At 63.3% G+C, this 26,212-nt stretch carries 27 protein-coding genes; 20 read left to right on the forward strand and 7 right to left on the reverse strand.

The window, feature by feature from the left end; all coding sequences use genetic code 11:
• The first annotated feature begins 82 nt into the window (after positions 1–82).
• The 6 genes from NKH41_RS08805 to NKH41_RS08830 all read left to right on the forward strand — a co-directional run bounded on the left by NKH41_RS08805 (position 83) and on the right by NKH41_RS08830 (position 3,924).
• Positions 83–676, forward strand: coding sequence for a hypothetical protein (locus NKH41_RS08805; RefSeq protein ID WP_352771140.1), 594 nt, complete (start codon positions 83–85; stop codon positions 674–676).
• A 57-nt stretch (positions 677–733) separates the two neighbouring features.
• Positions 734–1,318, forward strand: a complete 585-nt coding sequence (gene ureE / locus NKH41_RS08810; RefSeq protein WP_352771142.1) for an urease accessory protein UreE — start codon at positions 734–736, stop codon at positions 1,316–1,318.
• The gene (locus tag NKH41_RS08815; RefSeq protein WP_352771143.1) at positions 1,311–2,000 is read left to right on the forward strand and encodes an urease accessory protein UreF; all 690 of its coding nucleotides are present in this window, start codon (positions 1,311–1,313) and stop codon (positions 1,998–2,000) included. Before ureE ends, NKH41_RS08815 begins: the two co-directional genes overlap by 8 nt.
• On the forward strand, positions 1,997–2,437 hold the full coding sequence (locus NKH41_RS08820; protein ID WP_352771145.1) for a DUF3995 domain-containing protein: 441 nt from the start codon (positions 1,997–1,999) through the stop codon (positions 2,435–2,437). The genes NKH41_RS08815 and NKH41_RS08820 overlap by 4 nt, the downstream gene beginning before the upstream one ends.
• Positions 2,434–3,075: an urease accessory protein UreG gene (gene ureG / locus NKH41_RS08825; protein ID WP_352539916.1), complete on the forward strand. Its 642-nt coding sequence runs from the start codon at positions 2,434–2,436 to the stop codon at positions 3,073–3,075. The genes NKH41_RS08820 and ureG overlap by 4 nt, the downstream gene beginning before the upstream one ends.
• Positions 3,076–3,156: 81 nt before the next feature.
• Positions 3,157–3,924, forward strand: a complete 768-nt coding sequence (locus NKH41_RS08830) for a class II aldolase and adducin N-terminal domain-containing protein (RefSeq protein WP_352771147.1) — start codon at positions 3,157–3,159, stop codon at positions 3,922–3,924.
• Between the two features lie 21 nt (positions 3,925–3,945).
• Here NKH41_RS08830 and NKH41_RS08835 read toward each other — a convergent pair whose 3' ends face one another.
• The gene (locus NKH41_RS08835) at positions 3,946–4,578 is read right to left on the reverse strand and encodes an HAD family hydrolase (protein ID WP_352771149.1); all 633 of its coding nucleotides are present in this window, start codon (positions 4,576–4,578) and stop codon (positions 3,946–3,948) included.
• Positions 4,579–4,938: 360 nt separating this feature from the next.
• Here NKH41_RS08835 and NKH41_RS08840 point away from each other — a divergent pair, with 360 nt between their 5' ends.
• A complete protein-coding gene (locus tag NKH41_RS08840) occupies positions 4,939–5,898 on the forward strand; it encodes a sugar-binding transcriptional regulator (RefSeq protein ID WP_023676997.1) in 960 nt (319 codons plus the stop codon).
• A 75-nt stretch (positions 5,899–5,973) separates the two neighbouring features.
• Here the strand turns inward: NKH41_RS08840 and NKH41_RS08845 are convergent, their stop codons facing one another.
• Positions 5,974–6,159: a hypothetical protein gene (locus NKH41_RS08845; protein WP_254815832.1), complete on the reverse strand. Its 186-nt coding sequence runs from the start codon at positions 6,157–6,159 to the stop codon at positions 5,974–5,976.
• A 110-nt stretch (positions 6,160–6,269) separates the two neighbouring features.
• Between NKH41_RS08845 and gcvA (NKH41_RS08850) the strand changes: the two genes are divergently transcribed.
• From gcvA (NKH41_RS08850) to NKH41_RS08890, 9 genes are all read left to right on the forward strand, one after another.
• The gene (gene gcvA / locus NKH41_RS08850; protein ID WP_352578172.1) at positions 6,270–7,181 is read left to right on the forward strand and encodes a transcriptional regulator GcvA; all 912 of its coding nucleotides are present in this window, start codon (positions 6,270–6,272) and stop codon (positions 7,179–7,181) included.
• 214 nt (positions 7,182–7,395) lie between these two features.
• Positions 7,396–8,706, forward strand: coding sequence for an ABC transporter substrate-binding protein (locus NKH41_RS08855; RefSeq protein ID WP_352769556.1), 1,311 nt, complete (start codon positions 7,396–7,398; stop codon positions 8,704–8,706).
• A gap of 114 nt (positions 8,707–8,820) precedes the next feature.
• Entirely contained in the window at positions 8,821–9,693 is an 873-nt protein-coding gene (locus NKH41_RS08860) for a carbohydrate ABC transporter permease (protein ID WP_031195183.1), read from the forward strand.
• A gap of 207 nt (positions 9,694–9,900) precedes the next feature.
• A complete protein-coding gene (locus tag NKH41_RS08865) occupies positions 9,901–10,725 on the forward strand; it encodes a carbohydrate ABC transporter permease (RefSeq protein WP_352769559.1) in 825 nt (274 codons plus the stop codon).
• A 51-nt stretch (positions 10,726–10,776) separates the two neighbouring features.
• The gene (locus NKH41_RS08870) at positions 10,777–11,781 is read left to right on the forward strand and encodes an ABC transporter ATP-binding protein (protein ID WP_023676991.1); all 1,005 of its coding nucleotides are present in this window, start codon (positions 10,777–10,779) and stop codon (positions 11,779–11,781) included.
• Positions 11,778–12,548 (forward strand): L-iditol 2-dehydrogenase, encoded by a 771-nt coding sequence (locus tag NKH41_RS08875; protein ID WP_352769561.1) that lies wholly within the window; start codon positions 11,778–11,780, stop codon positions 12,546–12,548. Before NKH41_RS08870 ends, NKH41_RS08875 begins: the two co-directional genes overlap by 4 nt.
• 71 nt (positions 12,549–12,619) lie before the next feature.
• On the forward strand, positions 12,620–14,098 hold the full coding sequence (locus NKH41_RS08880; RefSeq protein WP_352769422.1) for a mannitol dehydrogenase family protein: 1,479 nt from the start codon (positions 12,620–12,622) through the stop codon (positions 14,096–14,098).
• A gap of 15 nt (positions 14,099–14,113) precedes the next feature.
• Entirely contained in the window at positions 14,114–14,797 is a 684-nt protein-coding gene (locus NKH41_RS08885; RefSeq protein WP_352539921.1) for an HAD family hydrolase, read from the forward strand.
• Complete coding sequence (locus NKH41_RS08890) at positions 14,794–16,380, forward strand: FGGY-family carbohydrate kinase (protein ID WP_352769565.1); 1,587 nt, start codon at positions 14,794–14,796, stop codon at positions 16,378–16,380. Before NKH41_RS08885 ends, NKH41_RS08890 begins: the two co-directional genes overlap by 4 nt.
• A gap of 13 nt (positions 16,381–16,393) precedes the next feature.
• On the opposite strand, the gene NKH41_RS08895 is transcribed toward NKH41_RS08890, so the two are convergent.
• A complete protein-coding gene (locus NKH41_RS08895; protein ID WP_352472398.1) occupies positions 16,394–16,975 on the reverse strand; it encodes a histidine phosphatase family protein in 582 nt (193 codons plus the stop codon).
• A 232-nt stretch (positions 16,976–17,207) separates the two neighbouring features.
• On the opposite strand from NKH41_RS08895, the gene NKH41_RS08900 reads away from it, so the two are divergent.
• Complete coding sequence (locus tag NKH41_RS08900; RefSeq protein ID WP_352615069.1) at positions 17,208–18,611, forward strand: MATE family efflux transporter; 1,404 nt, start codon at positions 17,208–17,210, stop codon at positions 18,609–18,611.
• 16 nt (positions 18,612–18,627) lie between these two features.
• On the opposite strand, the gene NKH41_RS08905 is transcribed toward NKH41_RS08900, so the two are convergent.
• The 4 genes from NKH41_RS08905 to speB form a co-directional block, all read right to left on the reverse strand.
• Positions 18,628–19,275 carry an amino acid ABC transporter permease gene (locus NKH41_RS08905; RefSeq protein WP_352539924.1) on the reverse strand — a complete coding sequence of 216 codons (648 nt, stop codon included), beginning with the start codon at positions 19,273–19,275 and terminating at the stop codon, positions 18,628–18,630.
• Positions 19,272–19,940 carry an amino acid ABC transporter permease gene (locus tag NKH41_RS08910; protein ID WP_352769568.1) on the reverse strand — a complete coding sequence of 223 codons (669 nt, stop codon included), beginning with the start codon at positions 19,938–19,940 and terminating at the stop codon, positions 19,272–19,274. The genes NKH41_RS08905 and NKH41_RS08910 overlap by 4 nt, the downstream gene beginning before the upstream one ends.
• A gap of 6 nt (positions 19,941–19,946) precedes the next feature.
• Complete coding sequence (locus NKH41_RS08915) at positions 19,947–20,756, reverse strand: transporter substrate-binding domain-containing protein (RefSeq protein ID WP_352472382.1); 810 nt, start codon at positions 20,754–20,756, stop codon at positions 19,947–19,949.
• Positions 20,757–20,892: 136 nt separating this feature from the next.
• Positions 20,893–21,954: an agmatinase gene (gene speB / locus NKH41_RS08920; RefSeq protein WP_352769570.1), complete on the reverse strand. Its 1,062-nt coding sequence runs from the start codon at positions 21,952–21,954 to the stop codon at positions 20,893–20,895.
• A gap of 183 nt (positions 21,955–22,137) precedes the next feature.
• Here speB and gcvA (NKH41_RS08925) point away from each other — a divergent pair, with 183 nt between their 5' ends.
• From gcvA (NKH41_RS08925) to NKH41_RS08935, 3 genes are all read left to right on the forward strand, one after another.
• Complete coding sequence (gcvA, locus tag NKH41_RS08925; RefSeq protein ID WP_023676980.1) at positions 22,138–23,112, forward strand: transcriptional regulator GcvA; 975 nt, start codon at positions 22,138–22,140, stop codon at positions 23,110–23,112.
• Between the two features lie 192 nt (positions 23,113–23,304).
• Positions 23,305–24,609 carry a nicotinate phosphoribosyltransferase gene (pncB, locus tag NKH41_RS08930; RefSeq protein ID WP_352932459.1) on the forward strand — a complete coding sequence of 435 codons (1,305 nt, stop codon included), beginning with the start codon at positions 23,305–23,307 and terminating at the stop codon, positions 24,607–24,609.
• A gap of 163 nt (positions 24,610–24,772) precedes the next feature.
• Positions 24,773–26,212 carry a hypothetical protein gene (locus tag NKH41_RS08935; RefSeq protein WP_352769572.1) on the forward strand — a complete coding sequence of 480 codons (1,440 nt, stop codon included), beginning with the start codon at positions 24,773–24,775 and terminating at the stop codon, positions 26,210–26,212.

Consider the following 26,212-nt stretch of genomic DNA (forward strand, 5'->3'; position numbering starts at 1 on the left):
CAGGTCAGCGCAGCAGAAACCGGTTTTCACTTTTCAGATCACAATCTAGAACGCCAAATGTAGAACATGCCGCGCCAGGCTTATGGACCCGCAACTCCCCAACGCCCACGACATTTTCCCGCATATCCGCATCGTCCTGGGCATGGTGATCGGCCTCGGCGTCACCCGCCTGCTGTCGGGGCTCGCCCGCATCGTCCAGCATCCCGGCCAGTACCGGCTCTATCCCGTGCACCTCGCCTGGGTTGCGTCGGTGCTTTTGATGCTGGTGCATTTCTGGTGGTGGGAGTTCGGTCTGTTCCAGATCGAGAATTGGACCTTCGGCAAATACCTGTTCATCATCTTCTACGCCGTCACGCTGTTTTTGCTTTGCGCGCTGCTGTTTCCGGATTCGATGCTGGACTACACCAGCTATGAGGATTTCTTCTATTCGCGCCGGGCCTGGTTCTTCGGCCTGCTGGCGGCGACCTATCTGCTCGACGTGATCGACACGCTGCTGAAAGGGCCGGAGCATTTCGCCCATTTCGGCGTCGAATATCTGATCCGCACCCCGGTTTTCGTTGCGCTTTGCGTCATTGCGATCCTGATGCGCGACCGCCGTTTCCATATCGCCTTTGTCGCCGGCGCGCTCGTCTATCAGATATCGTTCATCCTGCGGCTCTTCGACACGATCGTCTGAGCCCCATTGGGGCGGCGGATGCGATAGGCTAGGCTTTTTGGGAGAGGCAGTTTTTACATGAAGCTCGATATTCGCACCGACTTCACCAAATTCCCGCGCGCCGTCTCCGCCCTGGCCGCAGGCGAAGCCGGAACCACGACGCCATACGACAGTGCGGTGCTTGCTCATGACGAGCGGCATCTGCGCCGTCGCGCCATCGAAACGGCCCGTAGCGACAAAGTGCTGGTCGACCTGCCCGAACCGGTGACCTTGAACCATGGTGACCGGCTGGTGCTGGAGGATGGCCGCCACATCGAGATCATCGCGGCCGAGGAGCCGCTCTACGATATCCGTGCCGGCGGCCCTGTCCATCTGGCAGAGCTTGCCTGGCACATCGGCAACCGCCATCTCGCAGCCGCCATCGAAGCTGGGCGCATCCTCATCCTGCGCGACCATGTCATCAAGGCGATGCTGGAGGGATTGGGCGCCACCGTGAGCGACGTTTCCGAACCGTTCAAGCCGGTGCGCGGCGCCTATTCCGGGCATGGCGGGCACGGCCATGCCCATACCGAGGTGCATGCGCACAGCCATGCCGAAGCGCATTCCCATGGCCATAGCGAATCGCATTCCCACAGCCATTCGCACGACCATGACCATGACTGACCAGCCTTCCGACGTTGCCCAGCTTTCCAATATTGCTTTGTTGCGGCTGATGGCGTGGCTGTCGCCTTCCTTCCCGGTCGGCGGCTTTTCCTACAGCCATGGTCTCGAGCAAGCCGTGCATGCCGGGCTGGTTGCCGACAGCAAAGAGCTCGCCGCGTGGCTGGAAACGCTGGTCGAGATGGGTTCGGGCTGGAATGATGCGGTGCTGTTTGCCGAAAGCTGGCGCAGGGCGCGCGAAACCGGCGATCTCGATGAAATCGTCGCCCTTGCCGAAGCTCTGGCAGGCTCGCGCGAGCGCCATGCCGAGACCATGCTGCAGGGCGCTGCTTTCCTGAAGGCGGCCATCGCCTGGCCGTGCCAGGTGCTGGATCGCCTGCCGGCCGAATGTGCCTATTGCGTTGCCGTCGGCGCCGTTGCCGGCGATCACGGCATTGCGCTGCGGGACGCCCTGGCGGCCTTTCTGCAGGCCTTCTTCTCCAATCTCGTCCAGGCTGCGATCCGGCTTGGCATCGTTGGCCAGAGTGCCGCGATGACGCTACTGGCCGCCTTCGAACCGCTTGCCCTGGCCACGGCCGACCGCGCTGCCGACTCGACCCTCGATGATCTCGGCGGCTGCGCTTTCATCTCCGACGTCACGGCGATGAAGCACGAGGCCCAGTATTCGCGGCTGTTCCGCTCATGATCGTCCTCGCTTTCGCCCTCTCGCTCGTCCTGCTGTTGATCACAGCACTGCATGTTTATTGGGGCATTGGCGGCATCTGGCCGGGCAGGGACGCTGCCTCCTGCGCCCGCGCGGTGGTCGGCTTCCGTGGCGTCGACGAAATGTCGGCGCCCTTCGCCAGCTTCGCCGTTGCCGCATGCCTGGGCCTGGCGACACTGTGGCCCATGGCGCTCGAAGGTGTGTTTGCCACGCCCTTTCCCAAGGCAGGGCTTGCCGCCACAGCGCTGCTCATCGCACTGGTCTTCCTGGCGCGCGGCATTGCCGGCTTCACGCCGTGGTGGCGCCGGTTGACGCCCGAACAGCCTTTCGCGCGGCTCGATCTGCGTTATTATTCGCCGCTGTGCCTGCTGATCGGGCTTGGCTTTGCCATTCTTGCCCTCACGGAGTTCCCCGCATGATATCACCCAACGGTCCTCTTCGCGTCGGCATCGGCGGTCCGGTCGGCTCGGGCAAGACGACGCTCACCGAAAAGCTTTGCAAGGCGCTGCGTGACGAGTTCTCGATCGCGGTCGTCACCAACGACATCTACACCAAGGAAGACGCCATGATGTTGGCCCGGCTGCAGGCGCTCCCTGAGGATCGCATCATCGGCGTCGAGACCGGCGGCTGCCCGCACACCGCCATTCGCGAGGACGCCTCGATCAATCTGCAGGCGATCGCCGAGATGACCAAAAAATTCCCGGATCTCGACATCGTCTTCATCGAATCGGGCGGCGACAACCTCGCCGCCACCTTCTCGCCGGACCTGGCCGACCTGACGCTTTATGTCATCTCAGTTTGCCAGGGCGAGGAGATCCCGCGCAAGGGCGGGCCGGCAATCACGCGGTCGGATTTCCTGGTCATCAACAAGAGCGACCTTGCGCCCTATGTGAACGTCAATCTCGACGTGATGGAAAGCGACGCTGCCCGCATGCGCGGCAAACGGCCGTTCGGCTTCACCGACCTGTCGCGCGGCAAAGGGCTTCAGGAGGTGATAGATTTCATCGTCGAACATGGCGGGCTGAGGGTCGGCACGGCCACCAGCACGGCGGCATAACGGCGCTCGCCTGCACCAAACAAAACCGGTTGCGCGTGTTCCAGCCGCGCGGCATCCTTGCTTCTTTCACGGAGGTTTACGATGAGCATCACGCGCCTGCAGAAGGAAGTGCTGACCAACCTGGCGTTCTATGAGGAGCGCGTCGATCTGGCTTGCGCCTTCCGCTGGACGGCGCGGCTTAACATGCATGAGGCGGTGGCCAATCATTTTTCGCTGGCGGTCAACGACGATGGCTCGCAATTCCTGATGAACCCTAACCAGGTGCATTTCTCGCGCATCAAGGCGAGCGATCTGCTTCTGATCGACGCCAATGATCCCGACACGCTGGTCGGCCCGAATGCGCCTGACCCGACGGCGTGGGGCCTGCATGGTGCCATCCATCGCAACGTGCGTCATGCGCGCTGCGTCATGCATGTTCACTCGATCCACGCCACCGTGCTTGCCTCGCTCGCCGACTCGACGCTGCCGCCGGTCGACCAGAACTCGGCGATCTTCTTCAACCGCCATGTCGTCGACGCTCATTATGGCGGGCTGGCCTTCGAGGAAGAGGGCGAGCGCTGCTCCCAGCTTCTTGTCGACCCGAAGGTCAAGGTGATGGTGATGGGCAACCATGGCGTGCTGGTCATCGGCGACAGCGTCGCCGACACCTTCAACCGCATGTTCTATTTCGAGCGCGCCGCCGAAACCTATATCAAGGCGCTGTGGACCGGCCGGCCGCTGCGGGTACTGTCGGATGAGATCGCGGAGAAAGCGGCAAGGGAACAGGAAGACTATCCCGGCCAGGCCGAGCGCCACCTTTCCGAACTGAAGGCGACCCTCGACGAGCAGGAGCCTGCCTACCGGAGTTGAGGGCGGTCCCGCCGGGCCTGCTTAAAGCCCGAGTTCGGCCCGCAATTCGCCGGCGCTGTTGATGACAATCGCCCCCGGCGGCCCCTCCATGGGCACCTCTGGCCAGAAGATCGTCTTCATCCCAGCTGCCAGCCCCGCCGTGGCGCCGGTCACGCTGTCGTCGACCGCCACGGCCTCGGCGGGATCGACGTCGGCCAACCAGGCGGCGCGCAGGAAAGGTTCGGCATGCGGCTTGCCTTCACGCACGTCGTTGCGGCTGACCGTCTTCATGCCGGGATATACGAGGCCTACGGCGCGCAGATTGGCATCGACGATCAGTCTGTCCGAGTTGGACACCACCGCTTGCGGCACGCCAAGCGCGCGCAGCTCATTGAAAATCTCGATCGCGCCGGTGCGTGGCGTCAGCGTTTCGGCCATCGGCAGGTAGTGATCGTATTTGCGCACGATCCAGTCGTCGAAAGGCAGGTCGAGGCCGAATTCGTCGCGCAGCATTTCGTAGACCGGCCATGCGGCGATGCCGAGCACGCGCTCATGCAGGTCGGCCGGCGGCGCGATGCCGACGCTGTGCAGCGCCGCAATCAGCGCCGCCTCGTGCAGCGGCTCGCTGTCGACCAGCGTGCCGTCCATATCCCAGAAAACCGCTTTCGGCGTCATGCAAGGCTCCATTCTCAAAAAATTCCTTAAAGCGTTTAGCGCACGAGATAAACCGCCGCGTCCCCGCTAATGCATGTCGCGCAAAGTGTGCAGCGGTTTTGCGATGACGACATGCATAAAAAGCAACCTAAAACGTGTCGCATGAGGCCGATCGAACGCAACGCGCTTTAGAACCGGGATTGGTGCAACCTCGACAGCCTTGCTGTTGCAACGAGACTGGGTCGACTTGTCACTTCGCTCCAAACACCAAGTTTCACCACTAGGCAATTGCTCTTACAATAAGCAATTGCGCGCACGTTCATTCCCTGCGAAACTACTGCGCTCCGCCTCTTATGCTCGGCGGGGTTGGGAGGCAGGAACTTGAATTCGCGGCAGGACAGCGGCGGCAACAGGCTGGACGACGCGGCGCGTGCCGGCTGGCTCTATTATGTCGCAGGCAACACCCAGGACCAGATCGCCGCCACGCTTGGCATCTCGCGGCAGACGGCGCAGCGCCTGGTGTCGCTCGCAGTCTCTGAAGGGCTGATCAAGGTGCGCGTCGACCATCCGATCGCCAATTGCCTCGACCTTGCGGCACGGCTGAAATCGCGCTTTGCGCTCGATCTGGTCGAGGTGGTGCCGAGCGACCCTTCTTCTTCCTCCACCGTCATCGGCGTCGCCGAGGCGGCGGCGGCCGAGATCGAACGGCGGCTGCGGTCGCCGGTGCCGATCGTCATGGCGATCGGCACCGGCCGCACGCTGAAGGCCGCGATCGAGCAACTGCCGCCGATGGAATGCCCGCAGCACAAGGTGGTATCGCTCACCGGCAACATCTCGCCGGACGGCTCGGCGGCCTTCTACAACGTCATCTTCACCATGGCCGACAGGGTCAAGGCGCGTTCGTTTCCGATGCCTTTGCCGGTCATCGCTTCCTCGCCCGAGGAGCGCGAGATGCTGCTCAGCCAGCCGATGATCCAGCCGACGCTGGCGCTTGCGGCCGAGGCCGACGTCACCTTTGTCGGCATCGGCGATCTCGGCCCGAAGGCGCCGCTTTACGAGGACGGCTTCATTTCGGAGGGTGAATTAAAGGCGCTGCAGAAGGCCGGCGGCGTCGCCGAGATCGTCGGCTGGGTATTCGATCGTGACGGCCGCATGATCGAGGGCATCACCAATGATCGGGTGTCGTCGGCACCGCTGCCGTCGCGCGAAAAGTCGCTGGTGATCGCGCTTGCCATGGGCGACCGCAAGCTGCCGGGCATCTTCGCCGCCGTCAACCGGCGGCTGGTCAACGGCCTCATCACCGATGAGCGGACCGCCGCCGCCTTGCTGGCGGGCGCATGATCTCCGAGCCGCTGGCGGTCGGAAACGATCATGTGAAATCGAAATGCACCTGAAGCCCCGATAAAACGAGCGTCACTACTGGTGCCGGCCGCAAGGATCGTTGCCGTCGAGAAAGCCCATGTCGCGCTGCAGATGCGGCGGCAGCTCCCGGACGTCGAGATAGGCCCGTTTCCGCGCCGCGTGCCTTGCCAATCCCCGCGCCAACCGTGAAAACCAGCCATGGGCTGGAGCAAGAAGCAGCTTTTCCTGTATCGTGGTCATGATCGTCAGCCTTCGCTATCTCTAGGCGTAATTGATCTTCAATACGGAATATCGGTAGGACCGGCCGGTGCCGCCAATCAAACGTCGATCACTGCCCATAAGGAGGGCTTATGCCGGAGCTCAATTCACGACAGCTGGTTTCGCAGCTTCCTCCGCTTCAGGCGATCCGGGTGTTCGAGGCGGTGGCGCGGCATCTCTCGTTCACCAAGGCCGCCCAGGAGCTTGGCATGACGCAGGCGGCGGCAAGCTATCAGATCAAGCTTCTGGAGGAGCGCATCGGCGCGCCCCTGTTCTTGCGCCAGCCAAAACAGATCGTGCTGACCGAACCCGGCCAGCGCCTGGCGCCCGCGGTCAGCGAGGCGTTCGCGCTGTTGAGCGGCGCCTATGCCGCCGCGCGCACCGGCGCCGACGGCTTGCTTTGCGTTTCGACGCTGCTGACATTTGCCTCCAACTGGCTGGCGCAGCATCTCGGTTCATTCCAGGTCGCGCATCCGTCGCTGGCGGTGCGCGTCGATACTTCGAACAGGGTTGTCGACTTTGCCAGAGAGGATATCGACATCGCCATCCGCTCCGGCGGCGGCAACTGGCCGGGCGTCGAGACCCATATGCTTTTCAGGGCCGATTTCACGCCGGTCCTTAGTCCAAAGCTCGCGGCAAGCATCGGCGGCGTCAAGGAGCCGGCCGACCTGCTGCGGCTGCCGATCCTCGACCCGGGTGACATCTGGTGGCGGGACTGGTTTGCCGCCGCCGGCCTGCCGGTCGAGGAGCTGGCCAAGCGTCCCGGCACCAGCATGGGCGCGCAGGCCTACGAGGCCAATGCCGCGATTGCCGGCCACGGCGTGGCGATCGTTACCAAGGCGCTGTTCAAGACCGAACTTGCCGACGGCCGCCTGATCCAGCCCTTTGATCTGGTCGGTGACGACGGCCACGCCTATTGGCTGGTCTATCCGACGGCACGACGCAACGTGCCGAAGATCCGCGCCTTCCGCGATTGGATCCTGAGCGAGATCGCTTGCCAGTAGACTGAATCCCAGCAAGCCCGATAGCAAAGCGCCCGGCCCAATCAGCCCGGCCGAATCCTTCGTCAGACATGCCGCAACCGTCCCAGGCTTGCCGTTGCACGAGACCCGGCGTGCTGCGCTGCAGCAACGAATCTGTCTTGACATAATTCATCGCAAGTGAGTAATTGCTCACAGCCAAGGCAAATGCTCATCTTGGTTTATGGGAGGAATTTTGATGAAACTTCGCACGTTCACCCTAGGCCTGTTCTCGGCCAGCGCCCTCGCTTTCGCCGCGCATGCCGAATCCATCACCATCGCCACGGTCAACAATGGCGACATGGTCCGCATGCAGAAGCTGACCGACGACTTCACCGCCAAAAATCCCGACATTCAGCTGCAGTGGGTCACGCTCGAGGAAAACGTCCTGCGCGAGCGCGTCACCACCGACATCGCCACCAAGGGTGGCCAGTACGACGTGATGACCATCGGCACCTATGAAGTGCCGATCTGGGCCAAGCAGAACTGGCTTTTGCCGCTCGACAAGCTCGGCGACGATTACGACGTCAAGGACATCATCCCGGCCATAGCCGGCGGCCTGTCGGTCGACGGCAAGCTCTACGCAGCCCCGTTCTACGGCGAAAGCTCCTTCGTCATGTACCGCAAGGACCTGATGGAAAAGGCCGGGCTCAAGATGCCCGATGCACCGACCTGGGACTTCATCAAGCAGGCCGCCGACAAGGTGACCGACCGCGCCAACGGCGTGAACGGCGTCTGCCTGCGCGGCAAGGCCGGCTGGGGCGAGAACATGGCCTTCCTGACCGCCATGTCGAACTCGTTCGGCGCGCGCTGGTTCGACGAGAACTGGAAGCCGCAATTCGACCAGCCCGAATGGAAGAACACGCTGCAGTTCTATGTCGACCTGATGAAGGCCGACGGCCCCGAGGGCGCGTCGTCCAACGGCTTCAACGAAAACCTTGCGTTGTTCCAGCAGGGCAAATGCGGCATGTGGATCGACGCTACCGTCGCTGCCTCCTTCGTTTCCGACCCGAAGAACTCCACCGTCGCCGACAAGGTCGGCTATGCGCTGGCGCCGGACAATGGCCTCGGCAAGCGCGGCAACTGGCTGTGGGCATGGTCGCTAGCCATCCCCGCCGGCACGCAGAAGGCCGACGCCGCTCAAAAGTTCGTATCCTGGGCAACCAGCAAGCACTATGCCGAGCTCGTCGCCTCGAAGGAAGGCTGGGCCAACGTTCCGCCGGGAACGCGCTCGTCGCTCTATGCCAATCCCGAATACCAGAAGGCAGCACCTTTCGCCAAGATGACGCTGGACTCGATCAACTCCGCCGACCCGACGCACCCAACCGTCAAGCCGGTGCCTTATGTCGGCGTCCAGTTCGTCGCCATTCCTGAGTTCCAGGGTCTCGGCACCACCGTCGGCCAGCTCTTCTCGGCGGCACTTGCCGGCCAGTCGAGCGTCGACGATGCCTTGAAGCAGGCGCAGGACGCCGCCACCGCGACGATGACCGAGGGCGGTTACATCAAGTAAGCTCCTCCCGGTGCCGGTTGCCAATGGCGACCGGCAACGGCCGCCCGAATCCCAGTTCGGGCGGCCAGCTTTCACACCGCTGAAAAACTTGGCCGACCTCGAAGGGTGACCGTCATGGCTACTCAGCAGACCCGTTCGCTTGCCCGTTTCATGATGGCGCCATCCGTGGTGCTGCTGCTGGTCTGGATGATTGTGCCGCTGGCATTCACGCTGTGGTTTTCCTTCCAGCAATACAACCCGCTCAATCCGATGCGCGACGGCTTCGTCGGGTTTTCGAACTACGCGCTGTTCTATTCCAACCCGGCATTCCTGCAGTCGATCCTCAACACGCTCACCATCGTCGTCAGCGTGCTTTTGATCACGGTGATCGGCGGTATTCTGCTCGCCCTTCTGCTCGATCAGCCGATGTGGGGACAGGGCATCGTCCGCATCCTTGTCATCTCGCCGTTCTTCGTCATGCCACCGGTGGCAGCACTGGTCTGGAAGAACATGATCATGCATCCGCAGTACGGGGTTTTCGCCGATATTGCTCGCTTCTTCGGCGGGCAGCCGATCGATTGGTTCGGGCAGCACCCGCTCCTGGCGATCATCATCATCGTCGCCTGGCAATGGCTGCCGTTTGCTACGCTGATCCTGTTGACCGCGCTTCAGTCGCTCGACGGCGAGCAGAAGGAAGCCGCCGAAATGGACGGCGCCGGCTTCATCAGCCGCTTCATCTATTTGACGCTGCCTCATATGTCGCGCGCCATAACCGTCGTCATCCTGATCCAGACGATCTTCCTGCTGTCGGTCTATGCCGAGATCCTCGTTACCACCAATGGCGGCCCGGGTTACGCCTCCACCAACCTGCCCTTCCTCGTCTATCAGAAGGCATTGCTGGAGTTCAAAATCGGCCAGGCGTCCGCCGGCGGTATCATTGCCGTCATTCTCGCCAACATCGTTGCCTTCTTCGCCATGCGCGCCGTCGGCAAGAACCTGGATAAATAAGGGAGGATAAGATGGCACGTGCGCTGAACCACCCCCGCTCCGTCCCGCTGCGCGGGACAGCTCTCCCCCTGCCCGGCGTAGAGGAAAGGCCTGCATCGAAACCGCGCTCTTCCTCTACCCCGTCGATCGGGAGAGAGGTGGTTTGCGCAGCAAACCGGAGTGGGGGTCGACCCTGCCGCCAACATCGCCGATAGGGAGGACCTGACCATGGCACGTGCAGTCACCACCCAGCACAAGACGATTGCTACCGCGGCCGCCTGGATCGTCGCGCTGCTGATCTTCTTCCCGATCCTCTATACGATCATCACCTCGTTCAAGTCGGAGCAGGAGGCTATCCAGGGCTTCAACCTGTTCCCGTCGGGAACCACGGAGAGCTATTCCGAGGTCCAGGCGCAGAACGGCTATTTCAAATTCTTCCTGAACTCGGTGTTCCTGTCGGTCGGCTCGACCATCCTGGCTCTGCTCGTCGCCATACCGGCGGCATGGTCGATGGCGTTTTCGCCGGGCAAACGCACCAAGGACATCCTGATGTGGATGCTTTCCACCAAGATGATGCCGGCCGTCGCCGTTCTGTTTCCGATCTATCTGATCTTCCGCGATACCGGTCTGCTCGACAGCCGCATCGGCCTGATGGTCATGCTGATGCTGATCAACCTGCCGATCGTGATCTGGATGCTTTACACCTATTTTCGCGAGATACCGGGCGAGATCCTGGAAGCGGCGCGCATGGACGGCGCATCGCTCTGGAACGAGATCATCTACGTGCTGACGCCGATGGCGGTCCCCGGCATCGCCTCGACCATGCTGCTCAACATCATTCTCGCCTGGAACGAGGCGTTCTGGACGATCCGGCTGACCACCACCGAGGCCGCGCCGCTCACCGCTTTCATCAGCTCCTTCTCCAGCCCGCAGGGGCTGTTCTGGGCCAAGCTTTCGGCCGCCTCGACGCTGGCGATCGCGCCGATCCTGATCATGGGCTGGTTCAGCCAGAAGCAGTTGGTTCGAGGCCTGACATTCGGCGCGGTAAAGTAGCGGGCATTGGCTGACGCAAAACGAAAAGATAGCCCTTCGGGGGAGGAAACCATGGGAAACATCACGCTCAAGAACGTCTCCAAATCCTTCGGGGCGACGTCCATCATCCCCGGCCTCGATCTGGTCATCGAGGACGGAGAGTTCGTCGTCTTCGTCGGCCCGTCGGGCTGCGGCAAATCCACCCTGTTGCGTCTGATCGCCGGCCTCGAGGATACCAGCGGCGGCACCATCATCATCGATGGTCGCGACGTCACCGGCGAGGCGCCGGCCAAGCGCAAGCTGGCTATGGTGTTCCAGTCCTATGCGCTCTACCCGCACATGACGGTGGCCAAGAACATCGCCTTCCCGCTGAAGATGGCGGGCGAGGACCAGGCGACCATCGACAAGAAGGTGAAGGACGCCGCGCGGATCCTGAACCTCACCAACTACCTCGACCGCCGCCCCGGCCAGCTCTCCGGCGGCCAGCGGCAGCGCGTCGCCATCGGCCGCGCCATCGTGCGCCAGCCGTCGGCCTTCCTGTTCGACGAGCCTTTGTCCAATCTCGACGCGGCGCTGCGCGGCACCATGCGGCTGGAGATCAGCGAGCTGCATCACCAGCTCAAGACCACCATGGTCTACGTCACCCACGACCAGATCGAGGCGATGACCATGGCCGACAAGATCGTCGTGCTCAATGCCGGCAATATCGAGCAGGTCGGCTCGCCGATGGAGCTCTATAAGACGCCGAAGAATCTGTTCGTCGCCGGCTTCATAGGTTCGCCGAAGATGAACCTGATCGAAGGCGCGCCGGCCGCCAAATATGGCGCCAAGACAGTCGGCATCCGCCCGGAGCATATGAACATTTCGAAGACGTCCGGCGACTGGAAGGCGACGGTCGGGGTTGCCGAGCATCTCGGCTCCGACACGTTTTTGCACGTCCAGGCGGATGGTGTCGGGCAGCTGACGGTGCGTGCCGACGGCGAGTTGGCCGCCCATCACGGCGACACAATCTACCTGACGCCGGAAAAGGCCAAGCTGCATCGTTTCGGCGCCGATGGGAAGGCGATGCTGCAATGAGGCTCCGGGGTAAATCGGCGCTGATTACCGGATCGGCGCGCGGCATCGGCAGGGCGTTTGCCGAAGCCTACATGCGCGAAGGGGCGACGGTCGCGATTGGCGACATCAATCTCGAAGCCGCCGAGAAGACGGCTTCGGAAATCGGCCGCAACGCCTACGCGGTAAAGCTCGACGTCACCGATCTCGCGTCTATCGATGAGGCCGTCAAGGCGGTCGAAGCCAGGGCCGGCGGCCTCGATATCTTGATCAACAACGCTGCTTTGTTCGACCTGGCGCCGATCGTCGAGATCACCAAGACAAGCTACGACAAATTGTTTTCGGTCAACGTCGCCGGCACGCTGTTTACGCTGCAGGCCGCCGCCCGTTCGATGATTGCCCGGGGCAAGGGCGGCAAGATCATCAACATGGCAAGCCAGGCCGGGCGCCGCGGCGAGGCGCTGGTCGCCGTCTACTGCGCCACCAAGGCGGCGATCATCTCACTCACCCAGTCGGCAGGGCTCGACCTGATCAAACACCGCATCAACGTCAATGCCATCGCCCCGGGTGTCGTCGACGGCGAGCATTGGGACCATGTCGATGCCTTGTTCGCCAAGTTCGAGAACCGGCCGAGGGGCGAGAAGAAGAGGCTGGTCGGCGAAGCCGTGCCTTATGGCCGCATGGGCACGGCGCAAGACCTCACCGGCATGGCGGTGTTCCTGGCCAGCGATGAGGCCGAGTACATCGTTGCCCAGACCTATAATGTCGATGGCGGCCAGTGGATGAGTTGAGGGGGCGAAGGCGCTCTTCCCCCCGTCTCCTCCGCGGGGGGAAGAGCCGTCCCGCTAAAGGGTAAAAGCAGATGACCGTGAAACTCTCTTCTTCCATCCTCGCCAAGCTGCCGCCCAAGGTCGCCGGCCCGAAATATGATCGCGCCGCGCTCAAGGCCGGCATCGTGCATTTCGGCGTCGGCAATTTCCATCGCTCGCACCAGGCCGTCTATCTCGACGACCTGTTCAATTCGGGTGTCGGCCACGACTGGGCCATTGTCGGCGCCGGCGTCTTCGAAGGCGAGAAGGTCGGCCGCGGCAAGTTGCAGGAGCAGGACTGGCTGACCACCGTGGTCGAGCAGGACAGCGGCCATATGAGCGCGCGCGTCACCGGCGTCATGATCGACTTCCTGGTGCCGGGCGATGCGGCCGCAATCGTCGAACGGCTTGCCGATCCGGCGATCAAGATCGTCTCCCTGACCATAACCGAGGGCGGCTATTTCATCGATCCGGCATCCGGCGTCTTCAATCCGACACATCCCGACATCGTTGCCGACGCTGAGCCGGGGGCGACGCCGAAGACCGTCTTCGGCCTCGTCCTCGCCGGGCTGCTGCGCCGCCGCGCCGACGGTATCGTGCCCTTCACAATCATGTCCTGCGACAACATCCCCCATAACGGCCACGTCACCTCAGATGGCGTCATCGGCCTTGCGCGGCTGATCGACGAAGGTTTGGCAAACTGGGTGAGCGAGAACGTTGCCTTTCCCAATGGCATGGTCGACCGCATCACGCCGGCCACCACCGACCGCGAGCGCGGCATTCTCTCCAGCGAGTTCGGCCTCGACGACAATTGGCCGGTGTTTTGCGAACCGTTCAAGCAATGGGTGCTGGAGGACCGTTTCACCGACGGCCGCCCGCCGCTGGAAAAGGTCGGCGTGCAGTTCGTCAGCGACGTCGCGCCCTATGAGCTGATGAAGATCCGCATCCTCAATGGCGGCCATGCGACCATCGCCTATCCGGCCGGGCTGATGGACATCCATTTCGTCCATGAGGCGATGCAGGAGCCGCTGGTACGCGGCTTCCTCGACAAGCTCGAGCATGACGAAATCATCCCGACCGTGCCGCCGGTTCCGGACACCGACCTCGAAGATTACTACCAGCTCATCGAGCACCGCTTCTCCAATCCGAAGATCGGCGACACCATACGCCGGCTTTGCCTCGACGGCTCCAACCGCCAGCCGAAATTCATCATCCCGACCATCACCGACCGGCTGAAGGCTGGCAAAAGTGTCACCGGCCTTGCGCTGGAATCGGCGCTCTGGTGTCGCTACTGCTTCGGCACGACGGATTCCGGTGCCGTCACCGAGCCCAACGACCCGAACTGGGGCCGGTTGCAGGCGACGGCCAAGGCGGCCAGGGACATGCCTGCCGCCTGGCTTGCCATGGAGGACATCTATGGCGATGTCGGCCGCTCGCCGCCGTTCGCTGAAGCCTTCGGCCAAGCGCTGAGACTGCTGTGGGCGGACGGCGCGCGCGCGACACTGACGCGCTATCTCGCCGGCGACCTCTGAAGCCGATCCAGCGCGATGACGCCTGAACTGGTCATTTTCGACTGTGACGGCGTGCTGGTGGACAGTGAGATGCTGTCCGTCTCGGCATTGCTGGAGATGATCGCGCTTGCCGGTGGCAACGTCAGCGAGGACATTGCCTACGAGCACTTCCTCGGCAAGAGCATGAAGAGCGTCCGCGAAATCCTCGCAAGCGACTTCGGGCTCGATCTCACCGAGCAGCATCTGACCGAGATGCGCTCCGAACTGATGCGCAGATTCCGCGATGAGCTGAAACCGATGCCAGGTATCGCACAGGTCCTGCCGAGGCTCGGCGTACCGTGCTGCGTCGCCTCCTCCGGCACCCTGGAACGCATCCGCTATGCGCTCGACGTCACCGGGTTGCTTGGGCTGCTGGAGCCGCATTTGTTCAGCGCCGCCATGGTGGCGCGGGGCAAACCGGCGCCCGATCTCTTTCTCCATGCAGCAGATAAAATGAGAGCGGCCCCGCGAAACTGCCTCGTCGTCGAGGACAGCCCGGCCGGCATCGAAGCGGCGCGGGCGGCCGGCATGCGCGTCCTTGCCTTCACCGGCGGCTCGCACACCGGCAACCCGGCATTGAAAGCGCGGCTTGCGTCGAGTGAGCCGGACTTTATATTCGCTGACATGCTGCAATTGCCCGATCTGATTGCAGGCCTGGGAGCGAGAGCAAGAACACCTTGACCAACAGTTTCGTTTGCGCGGTCGATGTCGGCACCGGAAGCGCTCGTGCCGGCATTCTCGACACCGGTGGCGCCTTGCTCGGCCGCGCCGAGCACCCGATCGCCATGCAACAGCCGAAGGCCGATCATGCCGAGCACGATTCGCAGGATATATGGTCGGCGGTGTGCATGGCCGTCCGCGCTGCCCGCGAAAAGGCGGGCGTGCGGGCCGAGGATATCGTCGGCATCTCCTTTGATGCCACCTGCTCGCTGGTGGTGCGAGACCGGCATGGCGGCCAGCTCAGCGTGTCCGTCACTGGTGAAAGGCGCTGGGACACCATTGTCTGGCTCGACCACCGCGCAATTGCCGAGGCCGACGAATGCACTGAAAGCGGCCACGCTGTGCTCGACTATATCGGCGGCGTCATGTCGCCGGAAATGGAGACGCCGAAGCTGATGTGGCTGAAGCGCAACCTGCCCGGAACATGGAACGAAGCCGGCTATCTATTCGACCTCACCGACTTCCTCACCTGGAAGGCAAGCGGCTCGCTCTCCCGTTCACAATGCACGCTGACCGCCAAATGGACCTATCTAGCCCATGAAGCGACCGGCTGGCGGCGCGACTTCTTCGAAGCCGTCGGGCTCGGCGATATCTTTGAGCACGGCAACCTGCCGGAAAAGGCAAGCCCGGTCGGTGCCGATATCGGCCCGCTCGGCGCGCAAGCCGCGACGGAGCTTGGCCTCACCGAAAAATGCCGGGTCGGCGCCGGCGTCATCGATGCCTATGCCGGCGCGCTTGGCGTGCTCGGCGGTTTCGCCGGTGACGCAACGAACATCGGTCGCCATCTGGCCCTGATTGCCGGTACGTCGAGCTGCGTCATGGCGATGTCGACCGATCCGCAGCCTTTCGCCGGTGTCTGGGGCCCATATTATGGCGCAGCCCTTCCCGGCCTGTGGCTGTCGGAAGGTGGCCAGTCGGCCACCGGCGCGCTGCTCGACCACATCATCCGCTGGCATGGCGCTGGCGGCGAGCCGGATGCCGCCATGCATGCCAGAATTGCCCGCCGCGTCGCCGAGCTGCGCGCCGCCGAGGGCGACAACCTCGCCGCAAGGCTGCACGTACTGCCCGATTTTCACGGCAACCGCTCCCCGCTCGCCGACCCGCATGCCGTCGGCGTCATCAGCGGGCTGACGCTGGATGCCTCCTTCGACAGTCTGTGCAAGCTCTACTGGCGCACCGCCGTCAGCGTCGCGCTTGGCGTCCGTCATGTGCTGGAAGCGCTGAACGAGAACGGCTATCTGATCGACACGCTGCACGTCACCGGCGGCCACACCAAGAACCCGCTGTTGATGGAGCTCTATGCCGATGCCACCGGCTGCACGGTGGTCGAGCCGCTGGCGGACGAGGCGGTGCTGCTCGGCACCGGCATGATTGCCGCCACCGCGGCCAGGCTTTTTCCCGATTTGAACGCTGCCTGCGTCGCCATGCAACAGGGCGGCAGGACGCGAGAGCCCAATCCGGCTGCCGCCGGCCGGTTCGATCGCGACTACCGCGTGTTTCTCGAAATGCACAGGCAAAGGCAGGCGCTGGACGCGATCCGATAAATCGGATCGGTTGCTATCTCTGGTTCCAGCGCCGGATGACCGGCTCGTCAAGGTCGTGCTCATAACCGAGCACGCTTATGCTGGCGGTATCCAGCACGAAAAACGCGCCGGCTTGCGGCGGCGGGCCGAGCCAGCGTGCGGCCAGCACTCTAAGGAAATGCGAGCTTGAGAAGACCAGGACATTGCTGCCGACCTCGCGCAACCGGCTGACGATCCGGTCCGCCCTCGAGCCGACATCCGTGGCGGACTCGCCGCTCGGGCAGCCGTCGCGAAAAAGACGCCAGCCGGGGCGCTCGGCGAGGATTTGCTTGGTGGTCAATCCCTCATAGGCACCATAATCCCACTCCGCCAGATCGTCCTTCTTCACGCCTGACGAGCCGAAGCCGGCCAGCGCACAGGTGTTGAAGGCGCGCTGCGACGGGCTCGACCACACCGCCGAGAAGGACAGGCCCTTGAGCCGCTCAGCGATCCGCCTTGCCGCTTCCTCGCCGGCCGGCGTCAGCGGTATGTCGGTTCGGCCGGTATGTTTTCCGGACGCACTCCATTCCGTCTCGCCATGCCGAACCAGATAGATTTCGGGAAACGTGCTCATCAGGCTGCCTTTCAAATGGATCTGCCGTGACCATAGCGGCTTCCATAGCCGCTCCAACAGCCTGCATGGAGCTGACTGGCTTAACCCTTCCGCAAGTCAGCCTCTTGCCACCGGTGCCTATTTCATAGACAAACTCGCCGTAATGCGGAATCCGGCCGATCATGGCCGTTTCCGCGCTGAGACGTGGCTTCCGGCTCTTGCCGACGTGCCGCAATCGGATAGGCGGAAAACTAGAATGTCTGCGATCGAAGCCGACGCTCGCGCGCCGGAAAACCTTTGGCGTCGGGAAATCAGGGCGATGCTGGCGCTCGCCTGGCCGATGGTGCTGACCAATCTCGGCCAGACCGCGATGACCGCTACCGACGTCATGATGATGGGACGGCTGGGGCCGGACACGCTGGCCAGTGGTGCGCTTGGTGCCAACCTCTACTTCATGCCGCTCATCTTCGGGCTCGGCCTGATGCTGGCGACCTCGCCGATGATGGCGACCGAGCTCGGCCGCCGTCGGCACTCGGTGCGCGACCTGCGCCGCACCGTGCGCCAGGGTCTGTGGCTGGCGATCCTCATTTGCATTCCGATATGGGCCCTTCTCTGGCACGGCGAGAGCGTGTTGCTGGCCATGGGTCAGGAACCGGCGTTGGCGCACCAGGCCGGCATCTATCTGCGCTGGCTCGAATGGGCGGTGCTGCCCTTTTTCGGCTACATCGTCCTGCGCTCGTTCATTTCGGCGCTGGAGCGGCCGGGCTGGGCACTGATCATCGTTTTCGTTGCCGTCGCCTGCAATGCCTTCTTCAACTGGCTGTTCATGTTCGGCAATCTCGGCATCCCTTCGATGGGCATCGCCGGCTCCGGCCTTGCCACCACTCTGTCCAGCACGCTGATGTTCGCCGGCATGGCGATGGTGGTGATGCTTGAGAAGAAGTTCCGGCGCTATCGTCTGTTCGGACGCTTCTGGCGCGCCGACTGGCCGCGCTTCAAGGGCCTGCTGCGGCTCGGCCTACCGATCGCCGGCCTGCTGGCGTTCGAGGTGACGATCTTCAACGCGGCCGCCTTTCTCATGGGCCTGATCGATGCGGCTTCGCTTGCCGCCCATGCGATCGCCATCCAGATCGCCTCGGTCACCTTTATGGTGCCGCTCGGCCTCAACCAGGCGGTGACGGTGCGCGTCGGACTTGCCCACGGCGCCGGCAATCCGGAAGGTGTCAGCCGGGCTGGCTGGACCGCCTATGTCGTCGGTGTCTCCTTCATGGCGCTGATGGGGCTGGTGATGATCCTGTGGCCGCATCTCTTGATCGGCGCCTTCATCGATCTGGGCAATCCGGCTAATGCCGAGGTGGTGGCGCTTGCCGTCTCGTTCCTCGCCTTTGCTGCGCTGTTCCAGGTTTTTGACGGTGCGCAGGCGGTCGCCAGCGGCATGCTGCGCGGCCTGCACGACACCAAGGTGCCGATGATCTATGCCGCGATCGGCTATTGGGGCATCGGGCTGCCGCTCGGCGTGCTGCTGGCCTTTCGTTTTGGCTTCAACGGCGTCGGCATCTGGATCGGCCTGTCGTCGGGACTGGCGGTGGTTGCGGCACTCCTGCTGGTGCGCTGGCTGCGGCGTGACAGGATCGCGCCGCCGCTGGTATTCGGGCGTTGAATTGCTGGTCGCCCGCTCAGCGGGCCGCCGCCCGTTGCTCGAGCGAACGTGCGTATTGCGTCAGCGGAAAGCACATGACGAAGAAGATCAGCGCTACCAGCCCATAGACTTTGAACGGTTCGAAGGTCGCATTGTTGATCGCGTTGGATGTCCTCACCAGCTCCTCGAAACCGATGATCGAGGTCAGCGCGGTCGACTTGATCAGCTGCACCAGGAAGCCGACGGTCGGTGCGCGGGTGATCGAAAACGCCTGCGGCAGGATGATCAGCCGGAGTTCATGCAGATAGTGCAGGCCGAGGCTGGCGCCGGCGTCCCATTGGCCGCGCGGCAGCGCATCGACGCCGCCGCGCCAGATCTCGGCGAGATAGGCGCTGGCGAAGAAGGTCAGGCCAAGCACCGCCGCGGTCCACGGCTCGATGCGCAGGCCCAGCATCGGCAAGCCGAAGAACATCAGGAAGAGCTGCATCAGCAGCGGCGTGCCCTGGAAAAGCGCGATGTAGCCGGAGGCAAACCGGCGCGCCCATTTATTCTTGGCGATCCGGAAGAACAGCACGATCATGCCGACCACGGCCCCGCCGACAAACGCGGCCAGCGACAACAGCACCGTCCAGCGCGCCGCCAGCAGCAGGTTGCGCAGAATGTCCCAGAAGGTGAATTCGATCATGACACGCCGGCTCCGAGAAGCCGGCGGCCGCCGCCGACCAGCAGCCGGCGCAGCCCAATCGACAGGGCGAGGTAGACCATCGTCACCACGAAATAGGTCTCGAAAGCCCGGAACGTGCGCGCCTGCAGCATGTCGGCTTCATAGGTCAGCTCGCGAACGGCGATCTGCGATACCACGGCGGATTCCAGCATCATGATGACGATCTGGCTGGTCAGCGCCGGATAGATCACCTTGAGCGCCTGCGGCAGCACGATCTTGATGAAGACCTGGCGCGGCCTGAGCCCAAGCGCCAGTGCCGCTTCCGTCTGCCCGGGCGGCACCGCGTCGAGCCCGGCGCCAACGATCTCGATCGTGTAGGCGGCCATGTTGAGCGTCATCGCCAACATGGCTGCCAGCACCGGATCGAGCCTGACGCCGATGCTGGGCAGCCCGAAGAAGATGAAGAACAGCTGCACCAGGAACGGCGTGTTGCGGATCATCTCGACATAGACGCCGATCGCCCGCTTGAGCAGCAGCGGACCGTTCCGCCGCCCTGCCGCGCCGAGGATGCTGAGCAACGTTCCCGCCAGCGTGGTGACAGTGATCAGCAGGATCGTCGTGGCCGCGCCGCGCGCGATCGCCCCTGTTGCCCCGGCAAGCCAGCCGAAGTCGAGGCTATAGCTCACTGGCCGTCAATCCTTGAGATTGGCGGGATCGAGCGGTGTCTTCAGCCAGGCCTTCGAGCTTTCGTCCAGTTTGCCGTCGGCCAGCATCTTGGCGACCGCATCGTTGACCGCTTGCTTGAGGCGGTCTTCCTTCTTGTTGAGGCCGATATGCGAGGGCGAGGTGAGAAGCTGGAATTTCTGCTCCGGCTTCAGTTCCTCCTGCCGGGCGAGCACCTGGGCGCCGACATCGTTGCCGACCACCATCAGTTGGGTCTGGCCCGAGATGAAAGCCTGGATGACGGAATTATAGTTGTCGAAACGGCGGATGTCGGCCGAGGCGGGTGCCGCCTCGGTCAGCGAGGTGTCCTCCAGCGTGCCGCGATTGACGGCGATCGACTTGTCGGCAAGGTCTTCCTTGCCTTTGACCGAGAGTGCTGCCGGGCCGATGACGGCGATGTAGTAGGGTGCGTAGGCGGCGGCGAAATCGATTACCTGCTCTCGCTCCTTGGAGTAGCCGACGCTCATCAGCAGGTCGACGCGCTTGTCGGTCAGGTACGGAATGCGGTTCTGGCCGGTCACGCTGACCAGATTGAGCTTGACCTTGAGCTGGTCGGCGATGGATTGCGCCACGTCGATGTCGTAGCCCTTGATGCTCATGTCGGCGCTGGCCGAGGAGAAGGGCGGGAAGTCGGAAAAGATGCCGACATTGATCGCGCCGGCCTTGGCGATGTCGTCGATCGCGTCGGCATTGACGGCCTGCGTGGTGAAAGCAAAACCGGTCGCGCCGAGCATCAGCACGGCGGCGATGGACGATTTGAGTTTCATGTGAAGTGTCATTGTCATTCCCCTGCTGGAAGCTTGTTTGTTTGAGTGCAACCGCCGGCTCCAGCGCGGCGGTCGCCTTTGGATTCTCTGGTGGACCATGATCTTCTCCGAAAACCGGTTCCCACTTTCGGGATCATGGTCGAGCGTGTCAGCCCGCCTTGCCGGTGATTGCCGGGCTGAAGACCATCAGGCTGAGGATCTCGAACAGCACCTGCGCGCCGGCGTGCGCCGTGTTGGTGGTCGCGTCGTACTGCGGTGCCACCTCGACCACGTCGCCGCCGACGATGTTGAGTCCCTTCAGGCCGCGCAGCAGCTCGAGCACTTCGCGCGTCGTCAGCCCGCCGACTTCCGGTGTGCCGGTGCCCGGCGCGAAGGCCGGATCGATGCTGTCAATGTCGAAGGAGACATAGGTCGGGCCGTCGCCGACTATCCTGCGCGCCTTCTCGATAATGGCGGGAATGCCGAGGCCGGTCACCTCTTCGGCATGCACGACGGTCATGCCGGACTCATAGGTGAACTCCCACAGATATTCGGCCGAGCCGCGAATGCCGATCTGGATGGTGCGGCTCGGGTCGAGCACGCCGTCCAGCACCGCGTTGCGGAACGGCCCGCCATGGTGGAACTTGGTCATGTCGAACAGGCCGCTGGTATCGCAATGAGCGTCGATATGGATCATGCCCACCGGCGCCTTCTTGCCGACCGCCTTCAGGATCGGGTGGCTGATCGAATGGTCGCCGCCGACAGACAAGGGCAGGACGCCGGCGTCGACGATCTGGTTGGTGCGGCGTTCGATGTCGTCATGGCTGGTCTCCAGCCGGTAGCGGCTGTGGAACGGCACGTCGCCGATGTCGGCGACCTTCAGCTCATGCGTCGGTGCGCATTCCAGCACATGATTGTAGGGGCCGATGCGCTCGATGGCGCGCAACGCCCTTGGCCCGAAACGGGCGCCCGGCCGGTTGGTGACGCCCAGATCCATCGGCACACCGATCATCGCCACCTGCAGATCGCCGAAATCCGGATTGTCGGCGGCGATTTCACGATAGGGCGCCGCGAGGAAGGTCGGGATGCCGGAATAGGGCGCCAGTCGCGTGCCGGTCTTGGAGAAGATCTTGTCGGCGACACGCTGGAATTTCGGGTCGAACATTTCGCCGCCATGGCTCTCGCCGTATTTGCGGCGCAACGCTTCGAGCTTGCCGCGGTCGTAACCCATGTCGGTCCTCCATGGCTGGTGCGGCGCGCGGGCGGCGGCCTCGATAGCCGCAGCCGCCGGCTGCCTGCAGATTTCACGTCTTGATGCAATGCCTGGGCAAAGTGTCCCGTAGCTGCATTGAAAAATCAATTGATATTGTTAGCGTGTTATCTGTGAGAAAATCTCACAGAGCCTAGGGTCCAAATGGCCAAGCGTTTGCCACCGCTCAACCCGCTGCGCGCCTTCGAGGCGACGGCGCGCCACGCCTCGCTGAGCAAGGCGGCGGCTGAGCTCAACGTCACCCACGGCGCCATCAGCCATCAGATCAAGGCGCTCGAGCAATCGTTGGGTGTCAAGCTGTTCGAGCGTGCCGGTCAGCGGGTGAAGCTGACGCCGCACGGCGCCGAGCTGCTGCCGGCGGTGTCGACCGCCTTCGACGGCATTGCCGCCGCCACGCAGCGCATGACGAGACCGGCCAGCACCGGCGTTCTCTCTGTATCCTGCGTGCCGGCGCTACTGTTGCTGTGGATGATCCCGCGGCTGGGCAGCTTCACCTCGCAATATCCGGATATCAGGCTGACGCTGATCCCATCCAATGATGCCAAGGACGTCCGCGCACCGCACATCGATGTCTGCGTGCACTATGGTGACGGCAGCTGGACCGACTGCTGGATGCGCAAATGGTCGGGCCTCGAACTGTTCCCGGTGGTCAGCCCGACGCTGATCAACAACCGCCCGATCCGCACCGTCCGCGACCTCGCCGATCACGTCTTCCTGCATGGCGACGACGGCCGCGAATGGCATACCTGGCTGGCCGCCGCCGACGCGCTGGACCTCGAGCGCGGCCGTCGCCATCATCTCGGCGATGCGCGGATGGCGACCGAGGCCGCGGTTCACGGCCATGGCGTGGCGCTCGGCGATACGGTGACGGCAAGCGGACTGCTCGCCAGGGGCCTGCTTGTCGCCCCGTTCAGTCTTTCCGTGCCGGCCGTCGACGATTTCTACGTCGTCTGCCGCAACGAGATGCGGTCGGCGCCGATCGTGCAATTGTTCATCGACTGGCTGTTTGCCGAGAAAGAACAGGCCGACCGCCGCGCTGACGCACCGGTGGCAGGCCGCATCGGCATTCGCCGCAAGCGTCCGGCGCTCAAGGTGGTCGGCGCCAAGACCGCATCCTGAGGCCGAAACTGCCGTAGGCGCCGCTTGCAGCAGGGGCTTCTTTTTGTCGGGCCAGCCCGCAAAGCGGGAGGCGCGTTCAAAAATTCGATGCTAAGAGGCATTTGGAGCAATTCCGGGAAAAGTGCGCAGCGGTTTTCCGTCCGGAATTGCGCTAGACAAAAGCTAGAGCGAGCAGCGAAGGCGCATTGAGCGATGGCAAAGACCGATATAGCGCGGCGCGTCTACAATCACACCTGGAAGCTCGACCCGATCGTCCGCAGCTTGCTCGACACCGATTTCTACAAGCTTCTGATGCTGCAGATGATCTGGGGCATGTATCCCAAGGTCGACGCCACCTTCTCGCTGATCAACCGCACCACCTCGGTCCGCCTTGCCGAGGAGATCGATGAGACGGAGCTGCGCGAGCAGCTCGACCATGCCCGCACCTTGCGCTTCTCTAAGAAAGAGATGATCTGGCTCGGCGGCAACACCTTCTATGGCCGCAAGCAGATATTCGAACCGGAATTCCTCGCCTGGCTGGAAAATTTCCGGCTGCCCGAATACGAGCTTTCCAAGCGCGACGGCCAATACGAACTCGCCTTCAGCGGTCCGTGGATGTACACGACGCTGTGGGAGATCCCGGCGCTGGCAATTATCAATGAACTTCGATCTCGCGCGGCCATGCGGGCGTTCGGGCCGTTCGCGCTCGACGTGCTCTATGCCCGCGCCAAGGCCAAGATGTGGGCCAAGACCGAGCGGCTGAAGGCGCTGCCCGGCATCCGCATCTCGGATTTCGGCACCCGCCGCCGTCATTCTTTCCTGTGGCAGCGCTGGTGCGTCGAAGCGTTGAAGGAGGGCATCGGCGAGGCCTTCACTGGCACCTCCAACGTGCTGCTCGCCATGGACAACGATCTCGAGGCGCTCGGCACCAACGCGCATGAGCTGCCGATGGTGTTCGCCGCGCTCACCAATTCGGAAAAGGAATTGAAACGGTCGCCCTACAACGTGCTGCAGGACTGGCAGCGCTACTACGGCGGCAACCTGCTGATCGTACTGCCGGACACCTTCGGCACCGCGGCGTTCCTGCGCGATGCACCGGACTGGGTCGCCGACTGGACCGGCTTCCGCCCCGACAGCGCGCCGCCGATCGAAGGCGGCGAGAAAATCATTTCCTGGTGGCGCGAAAAGGGCAAGGACCCCAAGCAGAAGCTGCTCATCTTCTCGGATGGGCTGGAGGTCGAGACCATCGAGGAAACCTATCGCCATTTCCGCGGCAAGGTGCGCATGTCCTTCGGCTGGGGCACCAACCTGACCAACGATTTCGAGGGCTGCGCGCCGACCGAGACCAACCGGCTAGACGCCATCTCGCTGGTCTGCAAGGTCACCGAAGCCAACGGCAGGCCGGCGATCAAGCTTTCCGACAATCCGGCCAAGTCGACAGGCGACGAGAAAGAGATCGAGCGCTATTTGCGCATCTTCGGCCAGAAGGACCGCGTGGAGCAGTTGGTGAAGGTGTGAAGTAGGGGAACTCTTGCGTAGTATGAGTTCCTTCGCGCCCCCCTCTGTCCTGCCGGACATCTTCCCCGCGAGGGGGGAGATTGCGCCCTCATTGCTGCTTTCGCCAATTGCTGAAGTTGCAGAAGGAGAGCCGACGGCGGAACCGCCGATCTCCCCGCTTGAGATGTCCGGCAGGACAGAGGGGGGCGCTGTAGAGCGCTGCATTTCGGCAATCAGGCCCTTTCCCGGCCTCGTCGCTTCCTTGGCATTCCCATCCACGCCCGCCTTCGCCCACGCCTCCGACCGCGGCCATGTCCTGCTGCTTCCCACCGGCTACTACGTCGTCGGTGGCGCGCTCGCGGTTGCCGCCAGCTTCCTTGTCCTGGCTCTACTGCCGCCGGACTCCCTCGACCGCTTCTGGCGCAAACGCCTGCCGCTTTTTACCTTCGGCGACGGCGCGCGGACTGCCGTCAGCCTGGTATCCTTTGTCGGCTTTGCAATTCTGATTGCCGCCGGCCTGTTCGGCAGCCGCGATCCGCTTTCCAATCCGCTGCCGCTGACCGTGTGGACGCTGCTCTGGGTTGGCCTGGCTCTGTTGCAGGGGCTCGCCGGCGATCTCTGGTCGTGGCTCAACCCCTGGTACGGGCCATGCCGCGTCGCCTCGCGCCTGTCCGGCAGAACGCAGCCGAATCTGCTCCCCCAACGGCTCGGCTATTGGCCGGCTTTCCTGCTGTTCTTCGCCTTCGCCTGGTTCGAGCTGATTGACCCTGCGCCAGACGATCCGGCGCGGCTGGCCTGGGCCGCCGGCGCCTATTGGCTGCTGACCTTTGCCGCTATGCAGGTCGTCGGATACCGCGACTGGAGCCTGCGCGGTGAGTTCCTGACGGTGTTCTTTTCCATGGTAGCGCACTTCGCCATCATCGAGCGCAACGAAGACGGCCGGCTCAAACTCTGCTGGCCGGGTGCCAAGCTGCTCGGTGGCGCGCCGCTACCGCTCAGCGGCGTCGCTTTCCTGCTGCTTGCGCTGTCGTCTGTGTCCTTCGACGGCCTGTCGAAAACCTTCTTCTGGCTAGGCTGGTTCGGCATCAATCCGCTGGAGTTTCCTGGACGCACCGCTTTGATCGGCATCGGCAGTTTCGGTCTTGTGCTGAGCTTTGCCGTGCTTGCGGCCGTGTTCGCGCTAGCCGTCTTTCTTGGCCAGCACCTTGCCGGCAGCAACCATTCGCTCGGTCACGCCGCCGGGCTTTTGGCCTGGTCGATCGTACCGATCGCGCTCGCCTACCACTTCGCGCATTATCTGACGGCGCTGCTGGTCGACGGCCAATATGCAATTGCCGCTCTCTCCGACCCGTTTGCGTTTGGCTGGAACCTGTTCGGTACCGCAGACATGTCAATTGAAGCCGGCGTTGTCGCCGGCGCCGGCTCGGCGTGGTGGCTGTGGAACCTCCAGGCCGGCGTCATCATTGGCGGCCACATGCTTGCTGTGCTTGTCGCCCATGGCTTGGCCTGGCGGCTGCACGCCATTCCGGCTCGCGCCGCGCTCAGCCAGTTCCCGCTCACCGTGCTGATGATCGCCTACACCGTCCTCGGCCTATGGCTGCTTGCGACGCCGAGCGCCGGATGA

This window comes from Mesorhizobium sp. M1169 (genome assembly GCF_040318345.1).
Classification (GTDB): Bacteria; Pseudomonadota; Alphaproteobacteria; order Rhizobiales; family Rhizobiaceae; genus Mesorhizobium.